Source organism: Escherichia whittamii (assembly GCF_014836715.1).
Taxonomy (GTDB): Bacteria; Pseudomonadota; Gammaproteobacteria; order Enterobacterales; family Enterobacteriaceae; genus Escherichia; species Escherichia whittamii.
In genome coordinates this window covers 48,308-75,211 of sequence record NZ_JACSQI010000006.1, presented here as the reverse complement: position 1 = coordinate 75,211, position 26,904 = coordinate 48,308, and the positions used below count along the sequence as shown (strand labels likewise).

Sequence of the window (26,904 nt, the reverse complement as noted above, 5' to 3'; positions counted from 1 at the left end):
TGAAATCCGGCACCTGTCAGACTTAAGCCTGTTTAGCCGCTTCTGCAGCTTTAACGATTACTGCGAAAGCGTCAGCTTTCAGAGAAGCACCGCCAACCAGCGCGCCGTCGATGTCTGGTTGAGCAAACAGTTCTGCAGCGTTAGACGCGTTTACAGAGCCGCCGTACTGAATGATCACTTGTTCAGCGATGTTAGCGTCAACTTTAGCGATGTGGTCACGGATGAATTTGTGAACAGCCTGTGCCTGAGCCGGAGTTGCAGATTTGCCAGTACCGATTGCCCATACTGGTTCGTAAGCGATTACCGCACCTTCGAATGCCGCAGCACCCTGAGTTTTCAGCACAGCGTCAATCTGACGTGCGCAAACTTCTTCAGTTTTGCCCGCTTCGTTTTCAGCTTCGGTTTCACCGATGCACAGAACCGGAGTCAGACCCTGCTCTTTCAGCACCGCGAATTTTTTCGCGATCAGTTCGTCAGACTCTTTGTGGTAAGTACGACGTTCAGAGTGGCCGATGATGATGTACTGTGCGCCGATGTCTTTCAGCATAGCAGCAGAGGTTTCACCGGTGAATGCGCCGGACAGGTTCAGATCCACGTTCTGCGCACCCAGCATGATGTGGCTGCCTTCAGCTTCACGCTTCGCCATATCGATGTACATTTCCGGTGGTGCGATTGCAACCGCACAGCCAGCAACGCCTGCCAGCTCTTTACGCAGGTTAGAAACCAGCTCATGAACCATGTGGCGGCTGCCGTTCAGTTTCCAGTTACCCATCACTAAAGGATGTCGCATTTTAATTCTCCACGCTTATAAGCGAATAAAGGAAGATGGCCGCCCCGCAGGGCAGCAGGTCTGTGAAACAGTATAGAGATTCATCCGCACAAAGGCTTTGCTTTTTGTCATTTATTCAACCCTTCAAGCGATTCAGATAGCGCCAGCTTAATCGGTTCAACAGCGAAGGTCAGTCCCTTTTCGCCGTTGTCCGCGACAACATAGCGCAGTGCGCCTTCTGTCTCGGTGTAATAACGTTTGTTTTTCCCCGCAGTAAGGAGCGATTGCAACTTTTTCTGGCTTTGTGTTTTGGTCATCAGCGGGGTGAGTGTGCGGATCACCGCCGCCATGTATTCATGAGCTTTCGCTTTGGCGGCTTTTTGCTCTGGTCCCTGGATTGGTAGCCAGGTAATTTGAATGCTTTTGATTTTTAAAGTGCCGCGCTCCAGCGCCGTAGAGGCATACAAGTTCTCGTTAATTTTACTGGCGGCGCGAGTCAGATTGGCTTTGTCGGGGCTGCTGTCGATGGCGCGAAACTCGTTCAGTGGCAGGTTGGGGTTCTGGCTGTTAAAGTTTTCTCGAAACTGGCTGATGGAGAGGTCGAAGGTAGGGGCGCCAGCAAGCAGATAGGGCGCAGTGGTCGCCGTACCTGGTGTTTGTGCATGCACCGTTGTGCTAACGGCTGATGCAGAACATAAGAGAAAAAACAGCGCAAACCCTGGCTTCATCGACAGTACCTTTTGTTATGACTGACTCCGATTAAAACGATATCTGTCTCCCTTGTCAAAAGGGTAGAATCCTGGAAAAGACAACCATCAAGGAACTTACATGACCATACAGCAATGGTTATTCTCGTTTAAAGGGCGTATTGGGCGCCGTGATTTCTGGATTTGGATTGGCCTCTGGTTCGTTGGCATGCTGGTGCTTTTCTCACTGGCAGGTAAAAACTTACTCGATATCCAGACCGCCGCGTTTTGCCTGGTGTGCTTACTTTGGCCGACAGCGGCAGTAACGGTCAAACGGCTGCACGATCGCGGGCGTTCCGGCGCATGGGCATTTTTGATGATTGTAGCGTGGATGCTGCTGGCGGGTAACTGGGCGATTTTACCGGGCGTCTGGCAATGGACGGTTGGGCGTTTTGTCCCGACGTTGATTCTGGTGATGATGCTTATTGATCTTGGCGCATTTGTCGGTACGCAGGGCGAAAATAAATTTGGCAAAGATACTCTGGATGTGAAGTATAAAGCCGACAATAAATCAAGTAATTAACCTTTAATATATCTCTTATTGCTATTTTTTTCCGGGATCGTTATTTCCACGCAGGATATGACAATGCCCGGAAAATCCTCCTCATTTCCTCACCTTAAGCAATATCAAAAAAAATGGTAATCCATAAGATCATTACTTGTTTGTTCTTCTCTTAACGGCGCATTATTCTTAAGTCGTAATCGACAGAGAGGCGAATATACAGAGGTGCCCTATGAAAGATGTCGTAGATAAATGCAGTACTAAAGGATGTGCGATTGATATCGGTACGGTGATTGATAACGACAACTGTACCAGTAAGTTTTCGCGCTTTTTTGCCACCCGCGAAGAAGCAGAGTCCTTTATGACCAAACTGAAAGAGCTTGCCGCCACTGCATCCTCTGCGGATGAAGGGGCCAGTGTGGCCTATAAGATTAAGGATCTGGAGGGGCAAGTTGAGCTTGATGCGGCCTTCACCTTCTCATGCCAGGCCGAGATGATTATTTTTGAGTTATCCCTGCGTTCGTTAGCTTGATGGAGTCGCTTTAGAAGGAAGGAGTTAAACATGGCTTATAAACACATTGGCGTGGCAATTTCCGGAAATGAAGAAGATGCCTTACTGGTGAACAAAGCCCTGGATCTCGCCAGACATAATGACGCTCACCTGACGTTAATTCATATTGATGATGGCTTAAGTGAGTTGTATCCGGGCATTTACTTCCCTGCAACAGAAGATATTCTTCAACTGTTGAAAGATAAGTCGGATAACAAGCTGTATAAACTGACGAAAAATATTCAGTGGCCGAAGACAAAACTGCGTATTGAGCGCGGAGAAATGCCGGAAACACTGCTAGAAATTATGCAAAATGAGCAGTGCGACCTCCTTGTCTGTGGTCATCACCACTCATTTATCAACCGTTTGATGCCGGCATACCGCGGGATGATCAATAAGTTGAGTGCGGACCTGCTCATCGTGCCGTTTATCGATAAGTAACCGCTTACCAGTAATGCTCCGCTGTCATGTGGCCCGGTCGACGACGTAAATGTTTCGTCATCTGCCGGGTTTCTTTTAGCAGTTGTTGCGTATCGCGCACCATTTGCGGATTACCACACAGCATCACATGGCTGGTTTCTTTATCCATTGGCAGGCCAACCGCGTTTTCCAGTTCACCGCTTTCAATTAACGCCGGTATCCGCCCGGTGAGCGAACCCGCAGCCGTTTCCCTACTGACCACCGTCTGAATGCGCAGTTTCCCCTCGTAGCGTTTTTCCAGCTCCTGCATCAGTGGTAAATAGCTTAAGTCGGCGGCATATCGTGCGGCGTGAACCAGCACCAGATTTTTGAAGCGATCTAAATCTTTGCCCAATTGCAGAATCGATAAATAAGGGCCAATCGCCGTACCGGTCGCCAGCATCCATAGCGTTTCGCAGTCCGGTACTTCATCCAGCACAAAGAAGCCTGCCGCCTCGCTAACCACTTGCACTTCGTCACCCGGTGTTAGCGCCGCCAGTCGCGGGCTTAATTTGCCATCGGGGACGGTGACCAGGTAAAACTCCAGATCGGGATTATCGGGCGAGTTAACATAGGAGTAGGCGCGCTGAACGCGTTCGCCATCAATTTCAAGGCCAAGTTTGGTGAATTGCCCGGCGGTAAACGGAAGCACGGGAGCGTGAACGGTGAGACTAAACAGGGCGTCGGTCCAGTTCTGCACTTTAGTGACTTTGCCTGTTACCCAATCAGCCATGTTTTTCTCCTGTTTTGATTGACTTGCCTTATCTTCGTTCTCCGAACAAAAAAATTCCAGTCCCGAAGGACTGGAAGGCTCAATCGATCAAATCACTCAGAGAATGTGTACCTGCATATCCGGGTCTTTACGATCCAGATAGTGAATCGACTGAATGCGACGAATAGTGCGAGATTTGCCACGGATCAGCAGCGTTTCGGTAGTGGCGATATTGCCTTTGCGGCTAATGCCTTCCAGCAGATCGCCTTTGGTGATACCGGTTGCGGAAAAGATAACGTTATCGCTGCGCGCCATATCGCCCAGACGCAGCACTTTACCCGCTTCGATGCCCATCGCTTTGCAGCGTGCCAGTTCCTGTTCACCAATGCGGCGATTTTCTTCGTTGTCGCCTTTGACATCATGACGTGCCAGCAGACGGCCATTCATATCGCCATCTAACGCTCGGATCACCGCCGCAGAAACCACGCCTTCCGGCGCACCGCCAATGCCGTACAGCACGTCAACTTCGCTGTCAGGCATACAGGTGAGAATTGAGGCCGCAACGTCACCATCCGGAATAGCAAACACGCGCACGCCGAGTTGCTGCATTTCTGCGATAACCGCATCGTGTCGCGGTTTCGCCAGAATAGTTACCGTCAGTTCGCTCAATGGCTTGCCGAGTGCCGCCGCAACATTGCGCAGGTTATCCGCCAGCGGCAGGTTCAGGTCGATGACGCCCTTAGCTCCCGGTCCGACGATCAGCTTTTCCATATACATATCTGGCGCGTTGAGGAAGCAGCCTTTATCGCCTACTGCCAGCACCGCCAGCGCGTTAGCCTGACCCATCGCCGTCATGCGCGTGCCTTCAATCGGATCAACGGCAATATCCACCGCGTCGCCGCGACCAGTACCGACTTTTTCACCTATGTAGAGCATCGGCGCTTCGTCGATTTCACCTTCACCAATGACAATGGTGCCGTCAATGTTGACCTGGTTGAGCATAATGCGCATGGCGTTAACCGCTGCGCCGTCAGCGGTGTTTTTATCGCCGCGTCCTAACCATTTGTAGCCAGCCAGCGCCGCAGATTCGGTGACGCGGGAAAATTCGATGGCAAGTTCTCGTCTCATAGCAAACTCTAAGCAGTAAGGAATGGCGCGAAGTGTAGCACAGGGGAGGGAGCGGATTATTGATGTGTGCGGGGTTGTCCCCGCACGGTTTCAGAGTCTGCGACATGCCGGATGCGGCGTGAACGCCTTATCCGGCCTACACAAATGGCATCGGCCGTAGGCCTGATAAGACGCGTTAGCGTCGCATCAGGCAATCGGTTCAGGTGCCTGACATTACTCGTCGTGTTCTTCCCACGCCATCGCGCGTTTGACCGCTTTTTTCCAGCCTGCGTAACGGTAATTACGCTCGGTGGTTTCGATGCCAGGACGGAACTCGCGTTCAATCACCGCTTTCTCTTGCAGCTCGTCAAGGTTCTGCCAGAAGCCAACCGCCAGACCAGCAAGATAGGCCGCACCCAATGCGGTAACCTCGCGAACTTCTGGACGCTCAACGCGCGTGCCGAGAATATCGGACTGGAACTGCATCAGGAAGTTATTCGCCACTGCGCCACCGTCCACGCGCAGTGCGTGTAGACGAATGCCGGAGTCTGCTTGCATCGCTTCCAGCACGTCACGCGTCTGATAAGCAATAGATTCAAGTGTCGCGCGGATGATGTGGTTGGCGTTCACGCCACGAGTCAGACCGAAAATTGCCCCGCGTGCATACGGGTCCCAGTACGGCGCGCCCAGACCGGTAAAGGCCGGAACGACATATACGCCGTTGGTGTTTTGCACTTTGGTGGCAAAGTATTCGGAATCGTCGGCGTCGCTAATCAGCTTCATCTCATCGCGCAGCCACTGAATTGATGCACCCGCCATAAACACCGCACCTTCCAGCGCGTAGTTTACTTCTCCGCTCGGGCCACAGGCGATGGTCGTAAGCAGGCCGTTTTCTGATGTCACCGCTTTCTCACCGGTATTCATCAGCATAAAGCAGCCTGTACCATAGGTATTCTTCGCCATCCCTTCTTTCACGCACAACTGACCGAATAGCGCCGCCTGCTGGTCGCCCGCAATCCCGGCGATCGGAATACGTGTGCCGCCTTTGCCGCCAATGTTGGTCTGACCGTACACTTCGGAAGAACGGCGTACTTCTGGCAGCATCTCACGCGGGATATCCAGCGCGTCGAGCATTTTGTCGTCCCAGTCCAGAGTATGGATGTTGAACAACATAGTACGGGATGCGTTGGTGTAATCGGTCACGTGAACGCGGCCCTGAGTCATTTTCCAGATAAGCCAGGTATCAACCGTACCAAACAGCAGTTCACCACGACGCGCACGCTCGCGGGAGCCTTCCACATGGTCGAGGATCCACTTCACTTTGGTGCCGGAGAAGTACGGGTCAATCACCAGACCGGTGTTATTACGAATGTACTCTTCCATGCCATCGCGTTTGAGATGCTCGCAGATCTCGGCGGTACGACGGCACTGCCAAACAATGGCGTTATAGATAGGCTTGCCGGTTTCTTTTTCCCAGACGATAGTGGTTTCTCGCTGGTTCGTAATACCGATAGCTGCAATTTGATCGGAACTGATATCGGCTTTCGCCAGCACTTCTACCAGCGTAGAGCTTTGGGTGGCCCAGATTTCCATTGGGTCGTGTTCTACCCAGCCTGGTTTTGGGTAGATTTGCTCAAATTCGCGCTGCGACACGCTAATGATATTGGCATCGTGATCCATTACGACCGCGCGGGAGCTGGTGGTGCCCTGGTCGAGCGCAACGATATATTTTTTTTCAGTCATGTTTAATTGTCCCGTAGTCACATTACAGTGAAGCTTTTTGTTCTGAAGGAGTTGTGATCTCCTTTTCTTCCACAACACAGATATCGCAAGGCAAATGGCGGCCAATCAGTTTGCGGTAGGCAAATGCACCTACAATCGCGCCAACGATAGGGCCAAAAAGCGGCACCAGGAAGTAAGGAATGTCTCTGCCACCGGTAAAGGCGACATTGCCCCAGCCCGCCAGCCAGGCAAAGGCTTTCGGACCGATATCACGTGCTGGGTTCATGGCAAAGCCCGTTAATGGACCCATAGATGCGCCAATGACCGCAATCAGTAGACCAATCAGCAAGGGCGCCAAAGGGCCGCGCGGTACGCCGTTACCATCGTCCGTTAACGCCAGGATCAGCCCCATCAGAATAGCGGTAATCACCATCTCAACTGCGAAGGCCTGCACAAAATTGATATGAGGATTAGGATAAGTAGAGAAAGTACCCGCCAGATCAACACTTTCGACGCTTCCGCGAACAATATGATGGGTCTGCTCGAAGTCGAGGAATAAATTGTAGTAAAGCCCGTAAACTAATGCCGCAGCACAGAAAGCTCCGGCGACTTGTGAAACGATAAAAGGAATAACCTTGCGCTTGTCGAAACAAGCAAACAGCCACAACGCAATAGTGACAGCTGGATTAAGATGCGCGCCGGAAACCCCTGCGGTTAGATAGATGGCCATCGCCACCCCCAGTCCCCAAATGACACTGATTTCCCACTGACCAAAAGACGCACCAGCGACTTTTAGCGCAGCAACGCAACCGACACCGAAAAAAATCAACAACCCGGTACCGAGGAATTCAGCAATGCACTGGCCTTTCAAGGTTGATGTTTGACTCATAATCGGATCCTGAAGAGTTAATGTTTGTTGTATGCGTGAAAGTCACGGACCTCCACGATGCTTGTAGGCATGCTGTAAACTTATCGTTAACGAGCGAAAACGAGAAATATCGAACTTAAAATGTGTGTGCTTCGTCATAAAATGAGCGTTATCGCGCTATTTATTTCATCTGTTTATACATGATGCATGTTTGCTAGATCATTAACGCAACAAATTTATTAACATTTTCTATTCGTGTGGATTATGTCACCAGGAGAAGGATGAAAAGTGTGGCAAACCGTAATCTACAAGGCGTGCCGCTGGACAGCGATGGCGCGGCTTCATACAATCGGAGCTAACGAAAACGCGCACGTATTTATTAAGGCGTCACCGATAATCGGGACGAGGATTTTTATCCATCAACGCCTTGCAATTCAGGAGAGGTATGACAATGTCATTAGAAGTGTTTGAGAAACTGGAAGCAAAAGTACAGCAGGCGATTGATACCATCACTCTGTTGCAGATGGAAATCGAAGAGCTGAAAGAAAAAAACAACTCACTGTCGCAGGAAGTTCAAAATGCCCAGCATCAGCGCGAAGAGCTGGAGCGTGAGAACAACCATCTGAAAGAACAGCAGAACGGCTGGCAGGAACGTCTGCAGGCCCTGCTGGGTCGTATGGAAGAGGTTTAATCTTTTCCACTCAGAGGCGCCGTAAGGCGCCTTATTTTTTACTTCACTGCATTTTTAGCAGACAACATAATCTCCATCGCCTGTTGGTGATATTTATCTGCCGTATCTGGCTTCATTAATGCAATGAGCCCCACAGCCCTGGGGGTATCTTCAAGGTAAACACTGATGGTTCTTTTTTGCTGACCATCAAAATTTATTAACACGTCCTGATACTTACAGGTGAAATGTTTGGCATTACAGTCATGAAACTGGAAGGTTTCTTCATTGTATTGATCCTTGAGATTGTCTCGCTGCATCTTCTTTAACTCTTCCAGCGAGTCATCGGTGCTACGTCCTGCGGGCAGGCGGAAAGCAGAAATAAAGACGCTATTATCTTCACTTCTTATATCAATGGTTTTATCAGTACTAATGGAAATCGTTTTCCAGTGTCTGTTCGGGATAGTCACGGAAATAGCGGCATTCTCAAACGTATATTGCCACGGGGTGATCATGCGAAATGTATTGCCGACGTTGGATAAAAGCAATACCCCCAATACCCAGCAGCACCCGCGAGTAAAACTGGCGAAGTTACGCGTTTTTTTAGCGAATGCGCACAGAATACCTGACACAAGCACGGGAAGTAATAACGGCCCCAGAAGTACTGAACCGATATACTCGCCAACCATGCCAGGATCTCCAGACAGTAGGTGGCTGTGCTGAAGATGACTAAGAAAAACAGTTATTATCCATAGTATTAATAAGATAACGTATCTCATATCAATCCCTTATTATATATACGTTCGCTACTAACGATGATTTATATCGCTATTTCCGGAATGGTTAATTTACCATATGGTATTAACTTTTAATGCTGCATTATTTTTATGAAGTGGTTTGTCGATAATTAATTTATATTGTCAGATGTGAAGTATTGATATTTAAAATGAATTGAACAAAAACAAATGATAGTCTCTATGAATATTTGACATATAAAAAAGGGGAATTTAATTCCCCTTTTTTTGCACATGGCAGAGAGTTATTCAATATCCAGCGGATCTTCTGAAAGAATAATCCCGGTATTATCGGCATAGAGATGGTCGCCGGAGAAGAAGGTGACGCCGCCAAAGTTGACGCGGACATCGCTTTCGCCAATGCCTTCGCCAGCGGCACCGACCGGAATTGCGGCCATCGCCTGGATGCCGATGTCCAGCTCTTCCAGATCATCTACCTGACGCACCGCGCCGTAAATGACCAGGCCTTCCCATTCATTTTGGACCGCCAGACGCGCCAGTTCCGCATCGACCAGTGCGCGACGAACAGAACCACCGCCATCGACGACAAGTACGTGACCACGGCCATTCTTTTCGAGCAGATCGTACAGCAACCCGTTGTCCTCGAAACATTTTACCGTGATGATTTGTCCGCCAAACGACGCCCGTCCACCAAAGTTGGAGAACAGCGGTTCCACGACGTTGACATCTTCTTGATAGATGTCACAAAGCTCGGAAGTATCGTATTTCATAGGCTTAACATTCAGTTGCTGCGAGAATTTTCAGTATATCGCGCTATGTGGGTTGTTGGCAAAATCATCAATTGTTAATTGATATTTGTCAGTTAAGTAGCCCACTGGCTTAAGAATATTCCCAAAACAAACAGCAGGTTAGTTAATAATGCTCCCTTGACGGTGCGTTCCAGCATCGGACGCATCGCCGCCGGGTCCATTTCACGCATCACATAACGGGCCTGTTTAACCAACAACGGCGTTGCTAACAGGAACAACCAACCCCACAGGCTGTGCAGTGAAAAGAGATTAAACAGCGCCAGACACACCAGCGAGCCCATCAGCAGGCAGGCATGGTAACGACGAGCGTTCACTTCACCTAAGCGCACTACCAGTGTGTTTTTGCCATTCTCGCGGTCGCTATTGATATCACGCAGATTGTTAATGTTGAGCACCGCCGTTGCCAGCAGACCACAGGCCGTTGCTGGAAGGATCAGCGCCGGAATCAGCGTATGTGCCTGCAAATACCAGCTGCCCATCACACTCAACCAGCCAAAGAACACCAGTACGGAAATATCACCCAGGCCGATATAACCATAAGGACGATTGCCCACGGTATAGGTGATAGCGGCGATAATTGATAACCCACCAAGAATCAGAAAGCCGACAAAATCAGCCAGGTTATGACACGCCACCGCGACCAGCGCCAGTCCGGAGAGGCAAATGAGCACGACGGTAATAATGAGCGCCCGTTTCATCTCTTGCTGGGTAATGACCCCTTTTTGCATGCCGCGCAGCGGTCCAATGCGGTCAGGTTTGTCGCTACCTTTGACGGCATCACCGTAGTCATTGGCGAGGTTAGAGAGGATCTGTAACAGCCCGGCGGTAATGAGTGCCAGCAGAGCGACCAGCGGATCGAAGTGACCTTGCCACCATGCCAGCGCCGTCCCGACGATAATTGCAGCAAAGGCGAGGGGGAGGGTTTTAGGTCGTAAACTTTCCAGCCACGCCTGAGTTCGGCTAATTTGTTGTTCAGTCATAATACGCGCCAATAAAAATGGGGCCTTTCAGCCCCATCAAACAATGATGAAAATGATTGAACGCGATTATAGGATAAAACGGCTCAGATCTTCATCTGCCACCAACGCATCCAGATGTTTGCTCACATAATCTGCGTCAATAGTGATGGTTTGACCGCTTAAATCGCTGGCGTCGTAAGAAATCTCTTCCATCAAACGCTCCAGAACGGTATGTAAACGACGCGCACCGATGTTTTCGGTAGATTCGTTTACCTGCCATGCAGCTTCTGCAATGCGTTTGATACCAGAGTCGGTGAACTCAATATTCACGCCTTCGGTCGCCATCAGTGCTTTGTACTGCACGGTGATAGAGGCATTCGGTTCGGTCAGAATACGCTCAAAGTCGCTGGTGGTCAGGGCCTGCAGCTCAACGCGGATCGGCAGACGACCTTGCAGTTCCGGGATCAGGTCAGACGGTTTCGCTACCTGGAACGCGCCAGAAGCGATAAACAGAATGTGATCGGTTTTGACCATCCCGTGTTTGGTGGAAACGGTGCAACCTTCTACCAGCGGCAGCAAGTCGCGCTGAACGCCTTCACGAGAAACGTCCGGGCCGGAGGATTCGCCGCGCTTACAGATTTTGTCGATTTCGTCGATAAACACGATCCCGTGCTGTTCAACGGCATCGATAGCGTCTTGCTTCAGTTCTTCCGGATTCACCAGCTTCGCCGCTTCTTCTTCAATCAGCAGCTTCATGGCGTCTTTGATTTTCAGCTTACGTGCTTTTTGCTTCTGGCCGCCCAGATTCTGGAACATAGACTGCAGCTGGCTGGTCATCTCTTCCATTCCCGGAGGCGCCATAATTTCAACGCCCATCGGTGCTGCGGCAAGATCGATCTCGATTTCTTTGTCATCGAGCTGGCCTTCACGCAGTTTTTTGCGGAATGCCTGACGAGCAGCGGACGGTTCCTGCTGCTGTTCGGTCTGTCCCCAGTTGTTTTTAGCCGGTGGGATCAGCACGTCGAGAATACGTTCTTCTGCCAGTTCTTCAGCGCGATAACGGTTTTTCTCGATAGCTTGTACACGCACCATTTTCACTGCGGCATCGGTCAGGTCGCGGATAATAGAATCGACTTCTTTACCTACATAACCGACTTCGGTGAATTTGGTCGCTTCAACTTTGATGAACGGCGCGTTCGCCAGTTTAGCCAGACGACGGGCGATTTCAGTTTTACCGACGCCGGTCGGGCCGATCATCAGAATGTTTTTCGGGGTCACTTCATGGCGCAACTCTTCGTTGAGCTGCATGCGGCGCCAGCGGTTACGCAGTGCAATCGCCACGGAACGCTTGGCGTTATCCTGGCCGATGATGTGCTTATCAAGTTCGCTGACGATTTCGCGTGGGGTCATTTCAGACATGGGAGATCCTTACGCTTTGTAGCTTAATTCTTCGATGGTATGGAAATGGTTGGTATAGATGCAAATATCGCCTGCAATATCCAACGCCTTTTCAGCAATTTCACGGGCGCTAAGTTCTGTGTTTTCTAACAGAGCGCGTGCCGCAGCCTGGGCGTAAGGGCCGCCGGAGCCGATAGCAATAAGATCATTTTCTGGCTGTACCACGTCACCGTTACCAGTGATGATAAGCGATGCAGTTTCGTCTGCGACCGCCAGCAGTGCTTCAAGTTTGCGCAACATGCGATCAGTACGCCAGTCTTTTGCCAGCTCAACCGCTGCTTTAACCAGATGGCCCTGATGCATTTCCAGTTTACGTTCAAACAGTTCGAACAGCGTGAAGGCATCCGCCGTGCCGCCGGCAAAGCCTGCGATCACTTTATCGTTATACAGGCGGCGAACTTTTTTAACGTTGCCTTTCATTACAGTGTTACCCAGTGTGGCCTGACCATCACCGGCGATTACTACGTGGCCATTACGGCGTACGCTTACTATAGTTGTCACGAGCAGACCCCTTGGTTAGGAATACAGAATTCAAGCCCCGCACAATTGTACGGGGCATAATGAAAGTATAGATGGGGGAGATTTTGAGGGTTTCAACCCCCGGTGGCGAGCCGAATGCAGTTTGTATGGCCTGCCATCTTCAAACGATTGAGGGTGCTGTCAGCGTTCTCTTTGCCTTTCACCGGCCCGATGACCACACGATTCCAGCCATTGTTGGTGGTAATTTTCGAGTCAAAGCCTTCGAAAGCCAACTGCGCACGGACAGTCTCAGCCTGTTCAGCACCTTTAAATGAACCGCACTGTACCATCCAGCGACGTTCATCTTTCTTCTCCGCTGTTGGTTTCGGCGCTTCAACCGCGCGTGCTACTGGTGCGGCCTGCTGTGGCTTCGGCTGCGAGGTAGTATGCGCAGGCGTTTGCAGCAGATCCTGATACGGTTGCTGGGTAGAAGCCGGTTTAGACTGGCGCGGTTGCGATTGTACTGGCGCAGCTTGCGACGTACGCGTCTGTTGCTGCCAGCTTTGTTCAGATGCACGTGGCGGCTGTGCCTGACGTTGCTGTTCCGCTAACTGCTGCGCCTGACGCTGGCGTTGCAGCGTTTGTTGGCGCTGTTCCGGCGTCTGCTCATTCCACGGGACTTCGGCAAGCTGCGTTGGTTGCTGACGCATATCAGCCTGCATTTGTTCAAGAAGCTGGCGCTGCTCTGGAGTCAGCTGATCCGGCGTTTTCACTTCGCCGCCAGCAGACGGTTCTGTTGGCGCACGTACGCCCGGCTGGCGACTTTCCAGCTCTTTAATGTAGCGCCAACGTTCTTCCGGTTTCGGAGGTAGTCCGTTTCCGGTCACTTTCTGGCTTTGCAGCGTCGCAGACTCTTCTTTCTTGTGATGCGTAATGAAGTACAGACCCCCGATAAAGGTCACAAGAACGGCTGCAGCAATAGCGACCATTGCGGGAGAAACCGCAGGCATATTTCGTTGCTTTTTCCGTGAGGTGCTCTTTTTTCGCCGCGAAGGTGCCGGTTGGCTGCGGCGTACATAATCTCGTTGTGCCACTATCGTTTCGCTGTATTTATTCGTTCGTCAGCCCGCCATGTTACTTAAGCGGCGGGCCTTTGACCAGTCACGGAAGCCTTAAAGGTTTACTTTAAGATAACGTGCGCGTCGATCCACGGATAATAAGCTCGCAGTCCATTAAACGTGAGCCGCTTCCGACCGTTTGTCCCTGCATTTGATCAAGCAGTAACAACATAGCTTCCCGACCAATTTCGTAGCGCGGCTGTGCAATGGTGGTCAGCGGCGGATCACAAAATTGCGTCAGGTCGATGTTGTCAAAACCGATTATGGAAAGGTCGTCAGGGACTTTCAGCCCCTGGCGTTTCGCCTGAGAAAGTGCGCCAAGCGCCATTACATCGCTATGACAGAAAACGGCAGTTGGCGGTTGCGGAAGGTCGAGCAGCTGTTGCATGGCTTTACTTCCGGCTTCGAAGGTGAAGTCGCCCCGGGCGATATATTGCGGATCAACCATAATGCCGCAGCGACGCAGCGCCTGAACGTAGCCTTGTAGACGGTAGTGACACAATGGCATCTCTTCGGGGCCGGCAATGCAGCCAATCAGTTTATGTCCTTGTTCATACAGATAATTTACGGCATCAAAGGCAGCGGTCAGGTTGTCGATATGAACCGTAGGCAGTTCCAGCTCTGGTGCGAATTCGTTCGCCATCACCATCGGCGGCAGATTACGTTGCTCCTCAATACTGGCATCAAACGGCAGCCTTGAGCCAAGCAGCAACATGCCATCAATTTGTTTGGTGATTATCAAGTCGATAAAGGTCTTTTCCTGCTGATTTTGGTGCGCGCAGTCGCCAATCAGTACCAGATATCCATGACTTGCCGCCGTGACTTCGATACCGCGAATAATTTCACTAAAGAAGGGGTCGCAGATATCCGGGACAATCACCAGAATCGTTCGGGATTCATTACGCTTTGCGTTACGCCCCATTGGCTGCGGTAAATAACCCACTTCCCGGGCCGCTTTTTCAACCCGATTACGGGTGGCCTGGGAGACTTTATCTGGATTCATTAATGCTCGGGAGACGGTCGCTGTAGAGACTTTTGCCTTCAGGGCAACGTCTTTCATTGTTGCGGCAGTTTCCTGCTTCTTCGCTTTCACACTCACTCCTCGCCTGGCACGTCAGGCGTACTACATCCATGTTTACTTCACATCGGCAACATTTTTAGCAGATAGCGCGTGAAAACGGTTACAGAATTTTCATGAAAAGTGTGATGAATATTTAATTTTTCGATCCGCCTCGCATCGTAAGCGGTTTACCCCTCAATGGGATCAACATCCAGCACCCATTTCACTTTGCGTGAATCTGGTATGGTATTGATAAGCGCCAGTGTGCCATTGATGATGTGTTGTAAACGCACGCGGGAAGGGTGCTGCAACAAGATTTGCCAGCGCCAGCGACCGCCGCGTTTAGGCGCCAGAGCCGGAACCGGGCCGAGAACCCACAATTTGTCATCCGCCAGTGGGCTGGAGAGAAGCAGATTACGCAACTGTTGCAGGAACAGCGGCGCGTGCTGATTGTTATGATCCTCCGCACGCACAATCACATGACTGGTCCACGGCGGCAGTTGCATCATTCGCCGCTCGGCCAACGCCTGCTCCGCAAAAGCGTCATAACCTTTATACAGCAAGGTTTGTAAGAGAGGATGTTCCGGATGGTGCGTTTGCAGCACCACTTCGCCCTGTTTACCCGCACGTCCGGCACGTCCGGCTACCTGGGTGTATAGCTGGGCAAAACGCTCCGCCGAGCGAAAATCCGCAGAAAACAGCGCGCCGTCCACGTCCAGTAATGCAACCAGCGTTACATCCGGGAAATGGTGACCTTTCGCCAGCATTTGTGTACCAATCAAAATTCGCGCGCCGCCGCGATGCACTTCTGCCAGTTGCTGCTCTAGCGCGCCTTTACGGCTGGTTGTATCGCGGTCGATACGTGAAATGGCTACACCAGGGAAAAGCGGCGCTAACGTCTGTTCAAGTTGTTCTGTTCCCAGACCCACCGGCACCAGATGGGTAGAACCGCAGGACGGACACTGGCGCGGTACTGGACGCTGACTGTCGCAATGATGGCAGCGCAAATGCTGCTGCGCCTGATGCAACGTGTAGTAGTGATCGCAACGTGGACATTCGGCAATCCAGCCGCAGTCGTGGCACAGCAGCGCAGGCGCAAAACCACGGCGGTTAAGAAAGAGAATAACCTGGTTGTTGGCCTGTAAATGCTGGCGCATACGGCTGATCAGCGCCGGAGCCAGCCCCGCCTGCACCTTCTGACCTTTTAAATCCAGTACATGTTGAATTGCCGGACGCGCATTTCCCGCCCGGCGCGTCAGGCGCAGCAGGCGGTATTTTTTCTGCTGTACGTTACATAACGTTTCCAGCGCGGGTGTTGCGGAGCCAAGAATGATCGGGATTTGCTCGCTGTGCGCACGATACACCGCCAGGTCGCGGGCATGATAGCGCCAGCCTTCCTGCTGCTTGTAGGAACTGTCATGCTCTTCATCGATAACAATCACACCGAGATTTTTAAACGGTGTAAACAGTGCGGAACGGGTACCAATCACAATCGCCGCCTCGCCATTTTTCGCTTTCAGCCAGGCCGAAAGGCGTTCACTGTCATTGAGGCCGGAATGCAGAACTTCCACTGGTGCATTAAACCGTTCACGAAAACGGGCGATAGTTTGCGGTGTCAGGCCGATTTCAGGCACCATCACCAGCGCCTGCTTGCCCTGAGCAAGCACGTTTTCCAGTACGCTTAGATAAACCTCTGTTTTACCGGAACCGGTAACGCCCGCCAACAACCATGCGGAAAAGGTATCCGCTGCGCTATGAATTGCGCCAACGGCGGTGGCTTGTTCGGTATTCAGCCGCAGACGTTCGCCTGTAACAGCATAGTTCGTTCGCCAGTCGCTAAACTCCGGCGTTTCGCTTGCCAGCTCGCAAAGACCTTTTTTGCGCAGCGCCTGTAGTGCGGCATCATTGAATTCAAGTTCCGCTACCTGGTCACGCCAGATTTTCCCTTGTCGCAACGCCGCCAGCGCCTGTTGTTGCTTAGGCGAACGTTTCAGGCTGTTGATATCCACCGCCTGGCCTTGCTCGGTAGCAAACCAGTACCACATGGGCGCGTTAGCCGCGGGCCGCCCCTGGCGCAATAAAATCGGCAGGGCATGAAACAATACATCGCCAATTGGATGATGATAGTAATCTGCCGCCCATAGCAGTAATCGCCAGACGGAACTGGAAAAAACAGGTTCGCTGTCCAGCACTTCTACGACGGTTTTTAGTTCGTTGAGCGGCAACTCGCTGACGTCGCTAACTGACACGACAATCCCGATGCGTTCCTGCTGTTTGCCAAACGGCACGCGTACGCGACACCCGGCTTTAACCGTCATGCCTTCTGGCAGGCGATAGTCAAAGGTACGGGGAAGCGGAACGGGCAAGGCAACGTGGGCAACGGGCATAGCATCATCCTGACTTGAAATTCGGTGGAACAGTATACACATTGCGGTAGAGGAGTGCGGATCAGTTTGCATACGCTGGTTAATTTCTGTATGATTCGGCGCCTTTGATACGAAATGATCGTATTGAAACTATACTTTAAACATCGCGTGGTGTCTGGCGTTAGGGCTGGAAGAGCGACGCGGCCTTAAACCGAGGTTTTCCCATGAAAAAAGATATTCACCCGAAATACGAAGAAATTACTGCTAGCTGCTCTTGCGGTAACGTAATGAAAATCCGCTCCACCGTTGGTCATGATCTGAACCTCGACGTGTGCAGCAAGTGCCACCCGTTCTTCACTGGCAAACAGCGTGATGTTGCTACCGGTGGCCGTGTTGACCGCTTCAACAAGCGTTTCAACATCCCGGGCAGCAAATAAGACCGGATTTCCGAAAAAAGCGCCGAACGGCGCTTTTTTTGTGCCTGAAAACTTTCATTAGCAGGATAACGTATTGGATTTTTATCTTTCTTTTACATCGCGAAAATCCATTTTATCAATACCGTATTTTTTCATGCGCAAATACAGTTTTTTTCTGGGGATCTGAAAGTAATCGGCGACGTCGTTGATACGTCCCTGGAAGAAGTTGAGTGCATCAATAATTATTTGTCTTTCATAACTTTCTACACGTTCATCAAGTGGTGTTGGATCAGCATCCATCATCTGCAAACTGACTGAATCGTCCAGCATTAAAACACCCACAGCCACCAATTCTGCTGCATTTATTAATTCAATGATATTACCTGGCCAGGTTCGCGCCATCAGTCGCTTATAAAACGTTTTCCCCAGCAGCGGTTGTTGGCGATTTAGTCGTTTACAGGTGAGTGTCAGATAGTGGTGAAAAATAGGTTCAATATCCCCCGGGCGTTGACTTAGCGGTGGGCATTCGATGTGGGTGAGTGAAAAAAGAAAATACAATGCGGGAATAATTTTTTGTGTGGCGGCAAGTGCAGCCAGAGGGCTCTGATTAACAACAATCAGACGAAACGACCGATCCTGAGGGCGTTCCTGGAGTTGAACCAAGAGGCGTTGATTTTCTTGCGTTAAATATTCAAGTTCTTTTAATAACAGCGTGCCACCTTTTGCTTCTTCCACCCATTCTTCCAGCGGTTGCTGACTATTGGCGCTGAGTGTGCGTTCAATTAAAGGTCTTTCCTTGCGAGAACTAAATTGGTGAAGATAATGGGCGGCTAATGTTCTACCGGTTCCTGGCTCGCCATAAAAGCAGACGGGAAGATCGGTTTCTGCCAGAGTTTCAAGCTGTTGGCGAGTCTGACGAACCCAGCCACTGTTACCGATTAAGTGTCGATTAAATTGCGCTCGTCGCCATTTTTTTTGTTCCAGATAATCTCCACGCTCTGCCAGCGCTTTTTCGATAAGCGATAAAAATTGTTCCGGATTGATCGGTTTTTGCAGGAAATCCCACGCTCCTTTTTTTACCGCTTCAACGGCCATTGGGACATCGCCGTGGCCGGTGATCATCAGTATGGGAAGATTGGGATCAATCAGCATTATTTTTTCCAGCAGCATAATGCCTGAAATATCTGGCATGCAGACGTCGCATACCACGATTCCTTCCCAGGTATCTTGCAGCAATTGCAGAGCTTCTGAAGGGTTGCTACAGGTACATACTGCATAACCCTCTTGTTGTAAGAGAGAACTGTAGGCTTGCAGAACATCATTGTCGTCATCAATGAGCAGTATTGTTGGAGTTGTATTTGTCATGCTTAAAGTTTCCTGAAACATAGAATAACCAGCGCATGGCGGTCGAGAGTAGACGCGATATATAGCTCTCCCTGGCACTGACGCATAATAGAATGACTAATTGAAAGACCAATACCCAAACCTACAGCTTTGTCAGTCGTAAACGGCGTTAATAGTCGATCAGCCAGAAGTACTGGCCAGCCTTTTCCGTTATCAGCAATATAGAGCGTTAACGTGGTGTCTTCTTCTTCAAAGTTGATGGTTATTGTGGGCGGTTCTTCCAGACTGGCTTCCAGGGCATTCGTAAATAAATTAACTAAAACTTGCTGAATCAAAACATCGTCGCCATAAACAGCAGGAAAATTATCCGGGTAGTGAAGAGATGCTTTCAGTGGTCGATGTTTTAATACCAGAAGCTCCCAGGATGAATAAATTACCTGCTGTAAATTAATTGCCCCACCCACGAGTTCACTATCGCGGCGGCGCGCGAAGTTTCGCAGTCGTTTAACGATATTATCCATGCGTTCAACCAGCGATCGCATCGTAACAATATAGTTTTTAGCCAAACCAACGTCTTGTTGCTCTATAGCGCGATTGGCACTGAACAGGTACATAGATAATGCATTAAGCGGTTGATTAATTTCATGTGCCAGTGTTGTCATTGTCTGTCCAACCACGGCCAGTTTGGCGGTTTGGATCAATTCACTTTGTGCTGTTCGCAGATTTTTCTCTGTCGCAATTCGATCGCAGATTTCCTGCCCCAGTTGATGTTGCTGCTGATTAATTTGCGCTATCGTTTGGCGGAGTAGGTTGGCAATTCTCCCAAGCTCATCATTACCGGAGACTGGAATATCTGCATCGAGTTCACCGTTACTTAATTTGACGACGGCATCATTCAGTAAGCGAAAACGGCGGATCATTCTTGGCCGAATGTAGAAATAATTTACCAGAATAACGAACAGCAAGGCCGTCGCCATAGCTGCAAAAATCAGTAATCCACTGATTTGCATTATTTTTTCTAATCGCAGATTGAATGTTTGTAGCTGTTGATGGCTATTACCCAGTTGCGTTTCTAATTGGCCACGTATTTGCGTAAACACATGCTCTTTATCCCTGATAGTATTCATAAGGGTCTGTTGAGCCTGCCGCCAGGCGGCCAGAGTTCCGGGTAGATAATTTTGCTGTGTACCCAGTTCCCACAGGGAATAAACTGTCTGGTGTAATGTGATAGTGCTGGAATAAGAAGATAACGACCGCACATTTTCGTCAATGCTACGTTTCAAAAAATCCAGGTATTGAATATGTTGTCTTAACGACTCTGGATCATTGTTATGCGTGTTAATCATCTCCTTTAGGGTACTGACGATTTCAGTTTCTATATGTGAGAGTTCGAAAACGAGCTGTAATTCGTTTTGAATAGATTGCAGTGCATTTTGCACCCCCTGGTTTTCATGGGGATCTTTCCGTTGGCTGAGTTGATTGAGCAATGATGATTGTTGCCAACTTAAATCCTGAGTCAGGGAGTTGAGTTCATTATTGAAATCGTCATGCAACCAGTTAACTCTTGAAGATATAACGTCGAGTTTTCCTTTTTCCTTATTATGGTCATTCAATGCCTTATCGAGATTGCCAAGCAATTTGCGACTACTGGCGACCTGTTGGTTAAGCGCACTTTGATGTACTGAATCAAGATGGGGATTAATTGACTGAATTTTTTGTAGCCGTTGTTCAATTTGTTCTCTTACCTGAAGGCGGCTATTGGTGTTGGTTGTCTGTTGTAGCTCATTGAATTCATTTACCAATTCCGTGAGGTTTTCTTCAAAAAGAAATGAAGCCTGAATTCGTGGGAAATAATCGTCAAGTGCGTAGCGAACCTGAGAATTTTGTTCATGCCAGGAATAAAGGCTAACGACGCTAACGAATAGCGTAAGAACGGCACTAAAAACAAAGGCGAGCCGCAAACTCGTCCCGATAGTATGTAATTGTTTCACTTTAATGACTCAAGTTGCGTATTCACTAATTGCTGCCGCTGCAGGAAAAACTGCTGCCATGCCATAATCTGGGCTTCACGAAAACCTGATTGCAGCTCGAATTGCTGCAGATATGTAGGATTAACAGACTGTTGCGGGGTAATGGGAACCGCGGTTAATAGTGCGCGCACTTCTGGCAATGTCCGCTTAAGTCGATGTTCTGCAGCATATAATGCTTTCCAACTCTTCTGAAGCTCGCTAAGGCGAAAAGTAATCGCATTATCAAATAACAATTGCACGAGCTTTTGGCGTTGCATGATCAACGGGTAATCAAGAGAAGGAGATGCAAATAACCGCATTTGTTGGTCAGCGAGTGGAGTGCCGGAGGGCAGAGGATATACCGGATATTTCCCTGAATCAGAATCGCTCAGTGCTTGCTGTCCTTCCGGACTCAACAAGAAATTAATAAAACGTCCCGCCTCTTGTGGATGATTACTGCCTTCTGTAATGGCAATAAACATAGGCGCTGCTCGCGAGTTGGGGAAATAGCTGAAACGTAAAGTTGAATTATTAAGCAGTACGTTAGCGTAATTGTCGATTACCGGACCAGCGTCCCCCAGTCCTGTACTGATCTTATTTGCTACGCCGAAGCTACGAGATGAAATGGTGGCGAGATTACCGCCTATTTTCAGTAGTGTACTCCAACCGCTAGTCCATCCTTGTTGTTGCAGGAGATCTTCAATCATCAGATGTGTCGTATCTGAACGAGAAGGACTGCTCATTAATAGCGTTCCTTGATAACGCGATTTACTTAATTCCTGCCATGAAGTTGGCACAGGTTCTTTTTTGTCTTCCAGATGCGCCACATTGATAAGAATGCCGTAGCCCGATATGGCAACAGCAACGGTGGTTGAACGAATGGATTCCGGTACTAACTTTCTACTTGTTTCTATTTGATTATTAAATGGCTGGAGCAGATTTTTACTTTGTAACCGCTGTAGCAACATAGGGGATGAACTCAGTACCAGATCAATATTTTCACCCAATGGGTTTTCCAGCAGGCGCTCAATAGATGCACTGGTTCGGTTGAGCGTTCGGATTTCAGTTGCCTGTGGTTGCTTTTGCCATTGACTGATAATGTGCTCTGTCGCTTCCGAAGAAAGCGTTGTAGCAATCACTAATTCATGCGCTGAGGCAATGCTGATATATAAAATCCAACAGATTAGCGCTCTTTGTATAATGCGAATCATGTTAAAAATCCCATTATCGAGAGAAAAATTCCTGGGCTGTAATCCATGTCGTTATCCATTAGTTAACATAAGCAATGAACTTCAAGCCACGTGTTTCTGTATCTGCAAATTATCATTAGTTCGGCAAGCAACCAGCATTACTATATCTGCAAGTGGCGGTTACGGAAATGCTCATTAATTAATTTCCACATTTTCGCTCTCAGATTCAGGTTCTGACTGTATGGCAGTAAAAAATAAAATTTGTTATTGGCGGCTTCGGCCCATTTTTTTACCCGTTGAGGATGGTAATAACAAGCACTGTCGTAAATAGGATCATCAACGGTGGCCTGATACAGATTTAGAGACTCAGTAATCATAACGGAGTTCCCGCCTGCACAAACCATAAAAAAGGCTTTAATTCGAGCGCAAATCCGCGTGTTACGACGGGTATCCTGAAGGTGTTCAGACTCTGCTTTTTGTTGTGCGGTGATGAAGGTTTTCATGTTGTGCAGCATGGTTCTCTGGCATAACAAGAACAAGTATATTCAATGATCCCGATTACAGAAGCAAAATATGTGATTGAACTCAAAAAATGAAAAATTTAATAAAACTGATTTTTTTAAATTGGGCCTGTTGTAACACGTCAAGGTTCAAAGAATAGCCATGTTGCATTTTCCAAAATCAAATATGGGAAAGAAATGGAACATGTGATTTGTTTTTTTGAGTCAGTTTTGACTCATTTCCCCTGTATTGTAACTTAAACTCTCTTGCTTCACTATCTTCAAAACTTACTAAGCAAAGGCTTTTTAAATACTCATCAGAGAGTAGTAATGAGCATTGCTATGAATATTATGATTTGTTTAAACAACACCATGAACTGGAAGGTGATATATGCTTTCTTTATTGAAACCTAAAGTGGCAACACATAAGGTTCCTGAAAGTGAAGTGAAAAGTACCTATAATCGTTACCGTATGCAGGCGTTATTCAGCGTATTTATCGGTTATCTTTCGTATTACATTGTCAGGAATAACTTTGTTCTCTCTACGCCGTATTTAAAACAAGAGCTTAATCTTTCTGCGACGCAAATAGGGTTATTAAGCAGTTGTATGCTGATAGCCTACGGTATTAGTAAAGGGATAATGAGTAGTCTGGCCGATAAAGCTAATCCCAAAGTATATATGGCAGTAGGTTTAATACTTTGTGCTCTCGTTAACGTGGCGCTTGGTTTTAGTTTCGCGTTCTGGATGTTTGCGGGACTTGTCATTCTGAATGGTTTCTTTCAGGGAATGGGTGTTGGCCCGTCGTTTATTACGATCGCCAACTGGTTTCCTCGTAAAGAACGGGGCATCGTCGGTGCGGTCTGGAATATTTCGCACAACGTGGGTGGCGGTATTGTTGCTCCGATTGTCGGCGGCGCATTTGCCGTGCTGGGCACTGAACACTGGAAAATAGCAACATATGTTGTTCCGGCGATTGTCGCAGTCGTCATTGCAGTAATGGTGCTGATGTCAGGTAAAGGTTCACCGGTCAGTGAGGGTTTGCCGCCATTAAACGAAATCGTTCCGGACGACGTCAGCATTAAAGCAAAAGATGATCGTGCGCCGGAAGATATGACTGCCTGGCAAATTTTTTGTACCTATGTGCTTAAAAATAAGAATGCATGGTTTGTCTCTTTCGTTGATGTTTTTGTCTATATGGTGCGTTTCGGAATTATCAGCTGGTTACCTATTTACCTGTTAAGCGTGAAGCATTTTACGAAGACCGAAATGAGTACGGCATTTTTAATCTTCGAATGGGCAGCTATTCCAACAACATTATTTGCAGGCTGGTTGAGTGATAAATTATTTCATGGTCGCCGTATGCCACCCGCTATTATCAGCATGGTATTGATTTTCTTCTGCCTGTTGGGCTACTGGAAAAGCGATTCTCTCCTCTCTATTACTATTTTCGCTGCTTGCGTAGGCTGCCTTATCTATGTTCCGCAGTTCCTGGCCTCTGTTCAGACAATGGAAATTGTTCCCAGTTTTGCCGTGGGATCCGCTGTCGGTTTGCGTGGCTTCATGAGTTATATTCTTGGCGCGACGCTTGGTACAAGTCTGTTTGGTATTATGGTCGATGAGGTTGGTTGGGATGGTGGTTTTTATCTTCTGCTTGCTGGTGTTATCTGTTGCATCATTTTCTGTACGTTAACGCACTTTGGTGCGATCGCTATGGAAAAACAACGTCAAAATGATGCTGAGATGTATCAACCAGAGCTTCAGACTCAAAAAAGCTAGGTTTTAGGGCCAGTCACGATGTGATTGGCCCATTACCACGAAAACAGCGGCCATTCTTTGGCGACGGTAGTGAGTTGTGGCGCGTCGTAAACGGCCTGAGGCGAAACCACCGTTTCTTCAAGCGGGATATTTTTGCCGTAGCGTTCTTTGAGTTTTGCCTGAACCTGCGGGCTGCTAAGATCAAACTCTTTCAGCTTTTGCTGTTCGCCCACGCGCATTCCCAGTGCGTTCTGATAAACCTTCCAAACCACTTCCGAACAGTACTGGCGATCGTCGCCCCACGAGAAGCTGAAATCATACGGTTTGCCGAGATAACGTTTTGCGGTTTGCGCCAGTTTTTGCTGTTGTTCGGTACTGAGTCCGCCTTCAACGCGGCGCACAATGTATTTGCCTTTTTCACCGTGGGCTATCCACTGTTTGAGCGGCGTGTATTTCACCGGGCCGACCGCTTCAAAGACGTAGGGCTGTTTGTTACGTATCACCAGCATACCGGTGTGGCTGTAATCGGAATGGGTCGCCAGTTGGATCGCTTTACTTTGCGATGAGCGAGAGATCTGAAAGATGATATCGCCGGTTTGTGGTTGCCAGGCAAGGGCAGGCGCAGAAACCAGCAGGCTGAGGATCAGTAGCCTGTTTTTCATAGTTAAACGTCCATGTATAAAAAGCGGTGGGTCGCAGACAACGTGCTCGTTGTTTATGCCGGATGCGGCGTGAACGCCTTATCCGGCCTACAAGTTCGTGCAAATTCAATAAATTGCAATATGACGTAGGTCTGATAAGCGTAGCGCATCGGGCGATTCCACTCTCCGCGCCGCTCTTTTCCGCTTTAGTATTCCCACGTCTCCGGGTTAATCCCCATCTCACGCATGATCTCTTTTGCCGCTTCCGGGATTTCGTCGCTGCGCTCTTTACGCAGGTCGGCATCATCCGGCAGAGGTTGCCCGGTAAAGGCATGCAGAAACGCCTCGCACAGCAGTTCGCTGTTGGTAGCGTGACGTAGGTTGTTCACCTGACGACGCGTGCGTTCATCGGTGAGGATTTTTAACACCTTAAGAGGAATGGAAACCGTAATCTTTTTGACTTGCTCACTCTTCTTGCCGTGCTCAGCGTATGGGCTGATATATTCGCCGCTCCATTCAGCCATGAGATACTTAATCCTCTTCGTCAATAAATTGAAACCAGACCACACAATTAATGTGGGTAATGGCTATAAACCCGCATAGTTTACCGTACAGGCGCTACCGTGACATCGTGTAATGCACCTGTCGGCGTGATAATGCATGTAATTTTAACGGTTATTGGGGAATTGCTCAATCTATACGCAAAGAAGTTTAGATGTCCAGATGTGTTGACGTCCATTAACACAATGTTTACTCTGGTGCCTGACTTTTCACCGACTCAGCCCAGGGAACTTCATCACATGACGCGTAAACAGGCCACCATCGCAGTGCGTAGTGGGTTAAATGACGACGAACAGTATGGTTGCGTTGTCCCTCCGATCCATCTTTCCAGCACCTATAACTTTACCGGATTTAACGAACCACGCGCGCATGATTACTCGCGTCGCGGTAACCCGACGCGCGATGTTGTCCAGCGTGCGCTGGCAGAACTGGAAGGTGGTGCTGGCGCGGTGCTTACAAATACTGGCATGTCCGCGATCCACCTGGTCACTACCGTCTTTTTGAAACCTGGCGATTTGCTGGTTGCGCCGCACGACTGCTACGGCGGCAGCTATCGCCTATTCGACAGCCTGGCAAAACGCGGCTGTTATCGCGTGCTGTTTGTTGATCAAGGTGATGAGCAGGCATTGCAGGCGGCACTGGCAGAAAAACCTAAACTGGTGCTGGTAGAAAGCCCAAGTAATCCATTGTTACGCGTCGTGGATATTGCGAAAATCTGCCATCTGGCAAGGGAAGTCGGGGCGGTGAGCGTGGTGGATAACACCTTCTTAAGCCCGGCATTACAAAATCCGCTGGCATTGGGTGCCGATCTGGTGTTGCATTCATGTACGAAATATCTGAATGGCCACTCTGACGTGGTGGCAGGCGTGGTGATTGCTAAAGACCCAGACGTTGTCACCGAACTTGCCTGGTGGGCAAACAATATTGGCGTGACGGGCGGCGCGTTTGACAGCTATCTGCTGCTGCGCGGTCTGCGTACTCTGGTGCCGCGTATGGAGTTGGCCCAGCGTAATGCGCAGGCGATTGTGAAATATCTGCAAACCCAGCCGCTGGTGAAAAAACTGTATCACCCGTCGCTGCCGGAAAATCAGGGGCATGAAATTGCCGCGCGCCAGCAAAAAGGCTTTGGCGCAATGTTGAGTTTTGAACTGGATGGCGATGAGCAGACGCTGCGTCGTTTCCTGGGCGGGCTGTCGTTATTTACGCTGGCGGAATCGTTAGGGGGAGTGGAAAGTTTAATCTCTCACGCCGCAACCATGACACATGCAGGCATGGCGCCAGAAGCGCGTGCTGCCGCCGGGATCTCCGAGACGCTGTTGCGTATCTCCACCGGTATTGAAGATGGCGAAGATTTAATTGCCGACCTGGAAAATGGCTTCCGGGCTGCAAACAAGGGGTAAA

General features: G+C 49.3%; 27 protein-coding genes. 7 read left to right on the top strand and 20 right to left on the bottom strand.

What is annotated here, in order from left to right:
• Window positions 1-22: 22 nt before the first annotated feature.
• Both tpiA and H9644_RS11290 read right to left on the bottom strand, forming a co-directional pair.
• Window positions 23-790 carry a triose-phosphate isomerase gene (gene tpiA, locus H9644_RS11295; RefSeq protein ID WP_001216325.1) on the bottom strand — a complete coding sequence of 256 codons (768 nt, stop codon included), beginning with the start codon at window positions 788-790 and terminating at the stop codon, window positions 23-25.
• A gap of 107 nt (window positions 791-897) precedes the next feature.
• Entirely contained in the window at window positions 898-1,497 is a 600-nt protein-coding gene (locus tag H9644_RS11290; RefSeq protein ID WP_064530282.1) for a YiiQ family protein, read from the bottom strand.
• Window positions 1,498-1,597: 100 nt separating this feature from the next.
• Here H9644_RS11290 and H9644_RS11285 point away from each other — a divergent pair, with 100 nt between their 5' ends.
• From H9644_RS11285 to uspD, 3 genes are all read left to right on the top strand, one after another.
• On the top strand, window positions 1,598-2,038 hold the full coding sequence (locus tag H9644_RS11285) for a DUF805 domain-containing protein (protein ID WP_064530283.1): 441 nt from the start codon (window positions 1,598-1,600) through the stop codon (window positions 2,036-2,038).
• 211 nt (window positions 2,039-2,249) lie between these two features.
• On the top strand, window positions 2,250-2,549 hold the full coding sequence (locus tag H9644_RS11280) for a DUF406 domain-containing protein (RefSeq protein WP_032204720.1): 300 nt from the start codon (window positions 2,250-2,252) through the stop codon (window positions 2,547-2,549).
• A gap of 30 nt (window positions 2,550-2,579) precedes the next feature.
• Entirely contained in the window at window positions 2,580-3,008 is a 429-nt protein-coding gene (gene uspD, locus H9644_RS11275) for a universal stress protein UspD (RefSeq protein WP_064530284.1), read from the top strand.
• Window positions 3,009-3,012: 4 nt separating this feature from the next.
• Here uspD and fpr read toward each other — a convergent pair whose 3' ends face one another.
• The 4 genes from fpr to glpF form a co-directional block, all read right to left on the bottom strand.
• A complete protein-coding gene (gene fpr / locus H9644_RS11270) occupies window positions 3,013-3,759 on the bottom strand; it encodes a ferredoxin--NADP(+) reductase (RefSeq protein ID WP_191774619.1) in 747 nt (248 codons plus the stop codon).
• Window positions 3,760-3,855: 96 nt separating this feature from the next.
• On the bottom strand, window positions 3,856-4,866 hold the full coding sequence (gene glpX / locus H9644_RS11265) for a class II fructose-bisphosphatase (protein WP_064530286.1): 1,011 nt from the start codon (window positions 4,864-4,866) through the stop codon (window positions 3,856-3,858).
• Between the two features lie 213 nt (window positions 4,867-5,079).
• Window positions 5,080-6,588, bottom strand: a complete 1,509-nt coding sequence (gene glpK / locus H9644_RS11260; RefSeq protein ID WP_191774617.1) for a glycerol kinase GlpK — start codon at window positions 6,586-6,588, stop codon at window positions 5,080-5,082.
• A gap of 22 nt (window positions 6,589-6,610) precedes the next feature.
• Window positions 6,611-7,456, bottom strand: a complete 846-nt coding sequence (gene glpF, locus H9644_RS11255; protein WP_064530288.1) for a glycerol uptake facilitator protein GlpF — start codon at window positions 7,454-7,456, stop codon at window positions 6,611-6,613.
• A gap of 424 nt (window positions 7,457-7,880) precedes the next feature.
• Between glpF and zapB the strand changes: the two genes are divergently transcribed.
• Window positions 7,881-8,126: a septal ring assembly protein ZapB gene (gene zapB, locus H9644_RS11250; protein WP_001296623.1), complete on the top strand. Its 246-nt coding sequence runs from the start codon at window positions 7,881-7,883 to the stop codon at window positions 8,124-8,126.
• Between the two features lie 38 nt (window positions 8,127-8,164).
• On the opposite strand, the gene H9644_RS11245 is transcribed toward zapB, so the two are convergent.
• From H9644_RS11245 to priA, 8 genes are all read right to left on the bottom strand, one after another.
• On the bottom strand, window positions 8,165-8,791 hold the full coding sequence (locus tag H9644_RS11245) for a hypothetical protein (protein WP_123057975.1): 627 nt from the start codon (window positions 8,789-8,791) through the stop codon (window positions 8,165-8,167).
• 350 nt (window positions 8,792-9,141) lie between these two features.
• Entirely contained in the window at window positions 9,142-9,627 is a 486-nt protein-coding gene (gene rraA, locus H9644_RS11240) for a ribonuclease E activity regulator RraA (protein ID WP_064530289.1), read from the bottom strand.
• A gap of 92 nt (window positions 9,628-9,719) precedes the next feature.
• Window positions 9,720-10,646 (bottom strand): 1,4-dihydroxy-2-naphthoate polyprenyltransferase, encoded by a 927-nt coding sequence (menA, locus tag H9644_RS11235; RefSeq protein WP_064530290.1) that lies wholly within the window; start codon window positions 10,644-10,646, stop codon window positions 9,720-9,722.
• Window positions 10,647-10,712: 66 nt separating this feature from the next.
• Window positions 10,713-12,044: an HslU--HslV peptidase ATPase subunit gene (gene hslU / locus H9644_RS11230; protein WP_001293348.1), complete on the bottom strand. Its 1,332-nt coding sequence runs from the start codon at window positions 12,042-12,044 to the stop codon at window positions 10,713-10,715.
• Window positions 12,045-12,053: 9 nt separating this feature from the next.
• Entirely contained in the window at window positions 12,054-12,584 is a 531-nt protein-coding gene (gene hslV / locus H9644_RS11225; protein ID WP_000208242.1) for an ATP-dependent protease subunit HslV, read from the bottom strand.
• A gap of 92 nt (window positions 12,585-12,676) precedes the next feature.
• The gene (gene ftsN / locus H9644_RS11220) at window positions 12,677-13,636 is read right to left on the bottom strand and encodes a cell division protein FtsN (protein ID WP_074399652.1); all 960 of its coding nucleotides are present in this window, start codon (window positions 13,634-13,636) and stop codon (window positions 12,677-12,679) included.
• Between the two features lie 91 nt (window positions 13,637-13,727).
• A complete protein-coding gene (gene cytR / locus H9644_RS11215) occupies window positions 13,728-14,753 on the bottom strand; it encodes a DNA-binding transcriptional regulator CytR (RefSeq protein ID WP_064530291.1) in 1,026 nt (341 codons plus the stop codon).
• A 155-nt stretch (window positions 14,754-14,908) separates the two neighbouring features.
• On the bottom strand, window positions 14,909-17,107 hold the full coding sequence (gene priA, locus H9644_RS11210; protein WP_064530292.1) for a primosomal protein N': 2,199 nt from the start codon (window positions 17,105-17,107) through the stop codon (window positions 14,909-14,911).
• Window positions 17,108-17,310: 203 nt separating this feature from the next.
• On the opposite strand from priA, the gene rpmE reads away from it, so the two are divergent.
• Complete coding sequence (gene rpmE, locus H9644_RS11205; RefSeq protein ID WP_000710769.1) at window positions 17,311-17,523, top strand: 50S ribosomal protein L31; 213 nt, start codon at window positions 17,311-17,313, stop codon at window positions 17,521-17,523.
• An 81-nt stretch (window positions 17,524-17,604) separates the two neighbouring features.
• Here rpmE and pgtA read toward each other — a convergent pair whose 3' ends face one another.
• From pgtA to H9644_RS11185, 4 genes are all read right to left on the bottom strand, one after another.
• Entirely contained in the window at window positions 17,605-18,867 is a 1,263-nt protein-coding gene (gene pgtA, locus H9644_RS11200; protein ID WP_191774615.1) for a two-component system response regulator PgtA, read from the bottom strand.
• Window positions 18,868-18,869: 2 nt separating this feature from the next.
• Entirely contained in the window at window positions 18,870-20,837 is a 1,968-nt protein-coding gene (gene pgtB / locus H9644_RS11195; RefSeq protein WP_191774613.1) for a two-component system sensor histidine kinase PgtB, read from the bottom strand.
• Window positions 20,834-22,066 (bottom strand): ABC transporter substrate-binding protein, encoded by a 1,233-nt coding sequence (locus H9644_RS11190; protein WP_191774611.1) that lies wholly within the window; start codon window positions 22,064-22,066, stop codon window positions 20,834-20,836. The genes pgtB and H9644_RS11190 overlap by 4 nt, the downstream gene beginning before the upstream one ends.
• 140 nt (window positions 22,067-22,206) lie before the next feature.
• Window positions 22,207-22,422, bottom strand: coding sequence for a hypothetical protein (locus H9644_RS11185; protein WP_191774609.1), 216 nt, complete (start codon window positions 22,420-22,422; stop codon window positions 22,207-22,209).
• Between the two features lie 514 nt (window positions 22,423-22,936).
• Between H9644_RS11185 and pgtP the strand changes: the two genes are divergently transcribed.
• Window positions 22,937-24,322, top strand: coding sequence for a phosphoglycerate transporter PgtP (gene pgtP / locus H9644_RS11180; protein ID WP_191774607.1), 1,386 nt, complete (start codon window positions 22,937-22,939; stop codon window positions 24,320-24,322).
• Between the two features lie 32 nt (window positions 24,323-24,354).
• Here the strand turns inward: pgtP and H9644_RS11175 are convergent, their stop codons facing one another.
• Complete coding sequence (locus tag H9644_RS11175) at window positions 24,355-24,963, bottom strand: YiiX family permuted papain-like enzyme (protein WP_191774605.1); 609 nt, start codon at window positions 24,961-24,963, stop codon at window positions 24,355-24,357.
• Between the two features lie 185 nt (window positions 24,964-25,148).
• A complete protein-coding gene (metJ, locus tag H9644_RS11170) occupies window positions 25,149-25,466 on the bottom strand; it encodes a met regulon transcriptional regulator MetJ (RefSeq protein ID WP_000852812.1) in 318 nt (105 codons plus the stop codon).
• 276 nt (window positions 25,467-25,742) lie between these two features.
• Between metJ and metB the strand changes: the two genes are divergently transcribed.
• Window positions 25,743-26,903, top strand: a complete 1,161-nt coding sequence (metB, locus tag H9644_RS11165) for a cystathionine gamma-synthase (protein WP_001353720.1) — start codon at window positions 25,743-25,745, stop codon at window positions 26,901-26,903.
• The last annotated feature ends 1 nt before the right edge of the window (window position 26,904 follow it).

Excerpts from the sequence above, each read along its gene's own strand:
- uspD (WP_064530284.1), top strand. The coding sequence starts at position 2,580 with ATGGCTTATAAACACATTGGCGTGGCAATTTCCGGAAATGAAGAAGAT.
- priA (WP_064530292.1), bottom strand. The coding sequence starts at position 17,107 with ATGCCCGTTGCCCACGTTGCCTTGCCCGTTCCGCTTCCCCGTACCTTT.
- pgtA (WP_191774615.1), bottom strand. The coding sequence starts at position 18,867 with ATGACAAATACAACTCCAACAATACTGCTCATTGATGACGACAATGAT.
- rraA (WP_064530289.1), bottom strand. The coding sequence starts at position 9,627 with ATGAAATACGATACTTCCGAGCTTTGTGACATCTATCAAGAAGATGTC.
- fpr (WP_191774619.1), bottom strand. The coding sequence starts at position 3,759 with ATGGCTGATTGGGTAACAGGCAAAGTCACTAAAGTGCAGAACTGGACC.
- hslU (WP_001293348.1), bottom strand. The coding sequence starts at position 12,044 with ATGTCTGAAATGACCCCACGCGAAATCGTCAGCGAACTTGATAAGCAC.
- tpiA (WP_001216325.1), bottom strand. The coding sequence starts at position 790 with ATGCGACATCCTTTAGTGATGGGTAACTGGAAACTGAACGGCAGCCGC.
- glpK (WP_191774617.1), bottom strand. The coding sequence starts at position 6,588 with ATGACTGAAAAAAAATATATCGTTGCGCTCGACCAGGGCACCACCAGC.
- metB (WP_001353720.1), top strand. The coding sequence starts at position 25,743 with ATGACGCGTAAACAGGCCACCATCGCAGTGCGTAGTGGGTTAAATGAC.
- rpmE (WP_000710769.1), top strand. The coding sequence starts at position 17,311 with ATGAAAAAAGATATTCACCCGAAATACGAAGAAATTACTGCTAGCTGC.
- pgtP (WP_191774607.1), top strand. The coding sequence starts at position 22,937 with ATGCTTTCTTTATTGAAACCTAAAGTGGCAACACATAAGGTTCCTGAA.
- metJ (WP_000852812.1), bottom strand. The coding sequence starts at position 25,466 with ATGGCTGAATGGAGCGGCGAATATATCAGCCCATACGCTGAGCACGGC.
- H9644_RS11285 (WP_064530283.1), top strand. The coding sequence starts at position 1,598 with ATGACCATACAGCAATGGTTATTCTCGTTTAAAGGGCGTATTGGGCGC.
- zapB (WP_001296623.1), top strand. The coding sequence starts at position 7,881 with ATGACAATGTCATTAGAAGTGTTTGAGAAACTGGAAGCAAAAGTACAG.
- H9644_RS11290 (WP_064530282.1), bottom strand. The coding sequence starts at position 1,497 with ATGAAGCCAGGGTTTGCGCTGTTTTTTCTCTTATGTTCTGCATCAGCC.
- H9644_RS11190 (WP_191774611.1), bottom strand. The coding sequence starts at position 22,066 with ATGATTCGCATTATACAAAGAGCGCTAATCTGTTGGATTTTATATATC.
- glpX (WP_064530286.1), bottom strand. The coding sequence starts at position 4,866 with ATGAGACGAGAACTTGCCATCGAATTTTCCCGCGTCACCGAATCTGCG.
- H9644_RS11185 (WP_191774609.1), bottom strand. The coding sequence starts at position 22,422 with ATGATTACTGAGTCTCTAAATCTGTATCAGGCCACCGTTGATGATCCT.
- H9644_RS11280 (WP_032204720.1), top strand. The coding sequence starts at position 2,250 with ATGAAAGATGTCGTAGATAAATGCAGTACTAAAGGATGTGCGATTGAT.
- menA (WP_064530290.1), bottom strand. The coding sequence starts at position 10,646 with ATGACTGAACAACAAATTAGCCGAACTCAGGCGTGGCTGGAAAGTTTA.
- glpF (WP_064530288.1), bottom strand. The coding sequence starts at position 7,456 with ATGAGTCAAACATCAACCTTGAAAGGCCAGTGCATTGCTGAATTCCTC.
- H9644_RS11245 (WP_123057975.1), bottom strand. The coding sequence starts at position 8,791 with ATGGTTGGCGAGTATATCGGTTCAGTACTTCTGGGGCCGTTATTACTT.
- H9644_RS11175 (WP_191774605.1), bottom strand. The coding sequence starts at position 24,963 with ATGAAAAACAGGCTACTGATCCTCAGCCTGCTGGTTTCTGCGCCTGCC.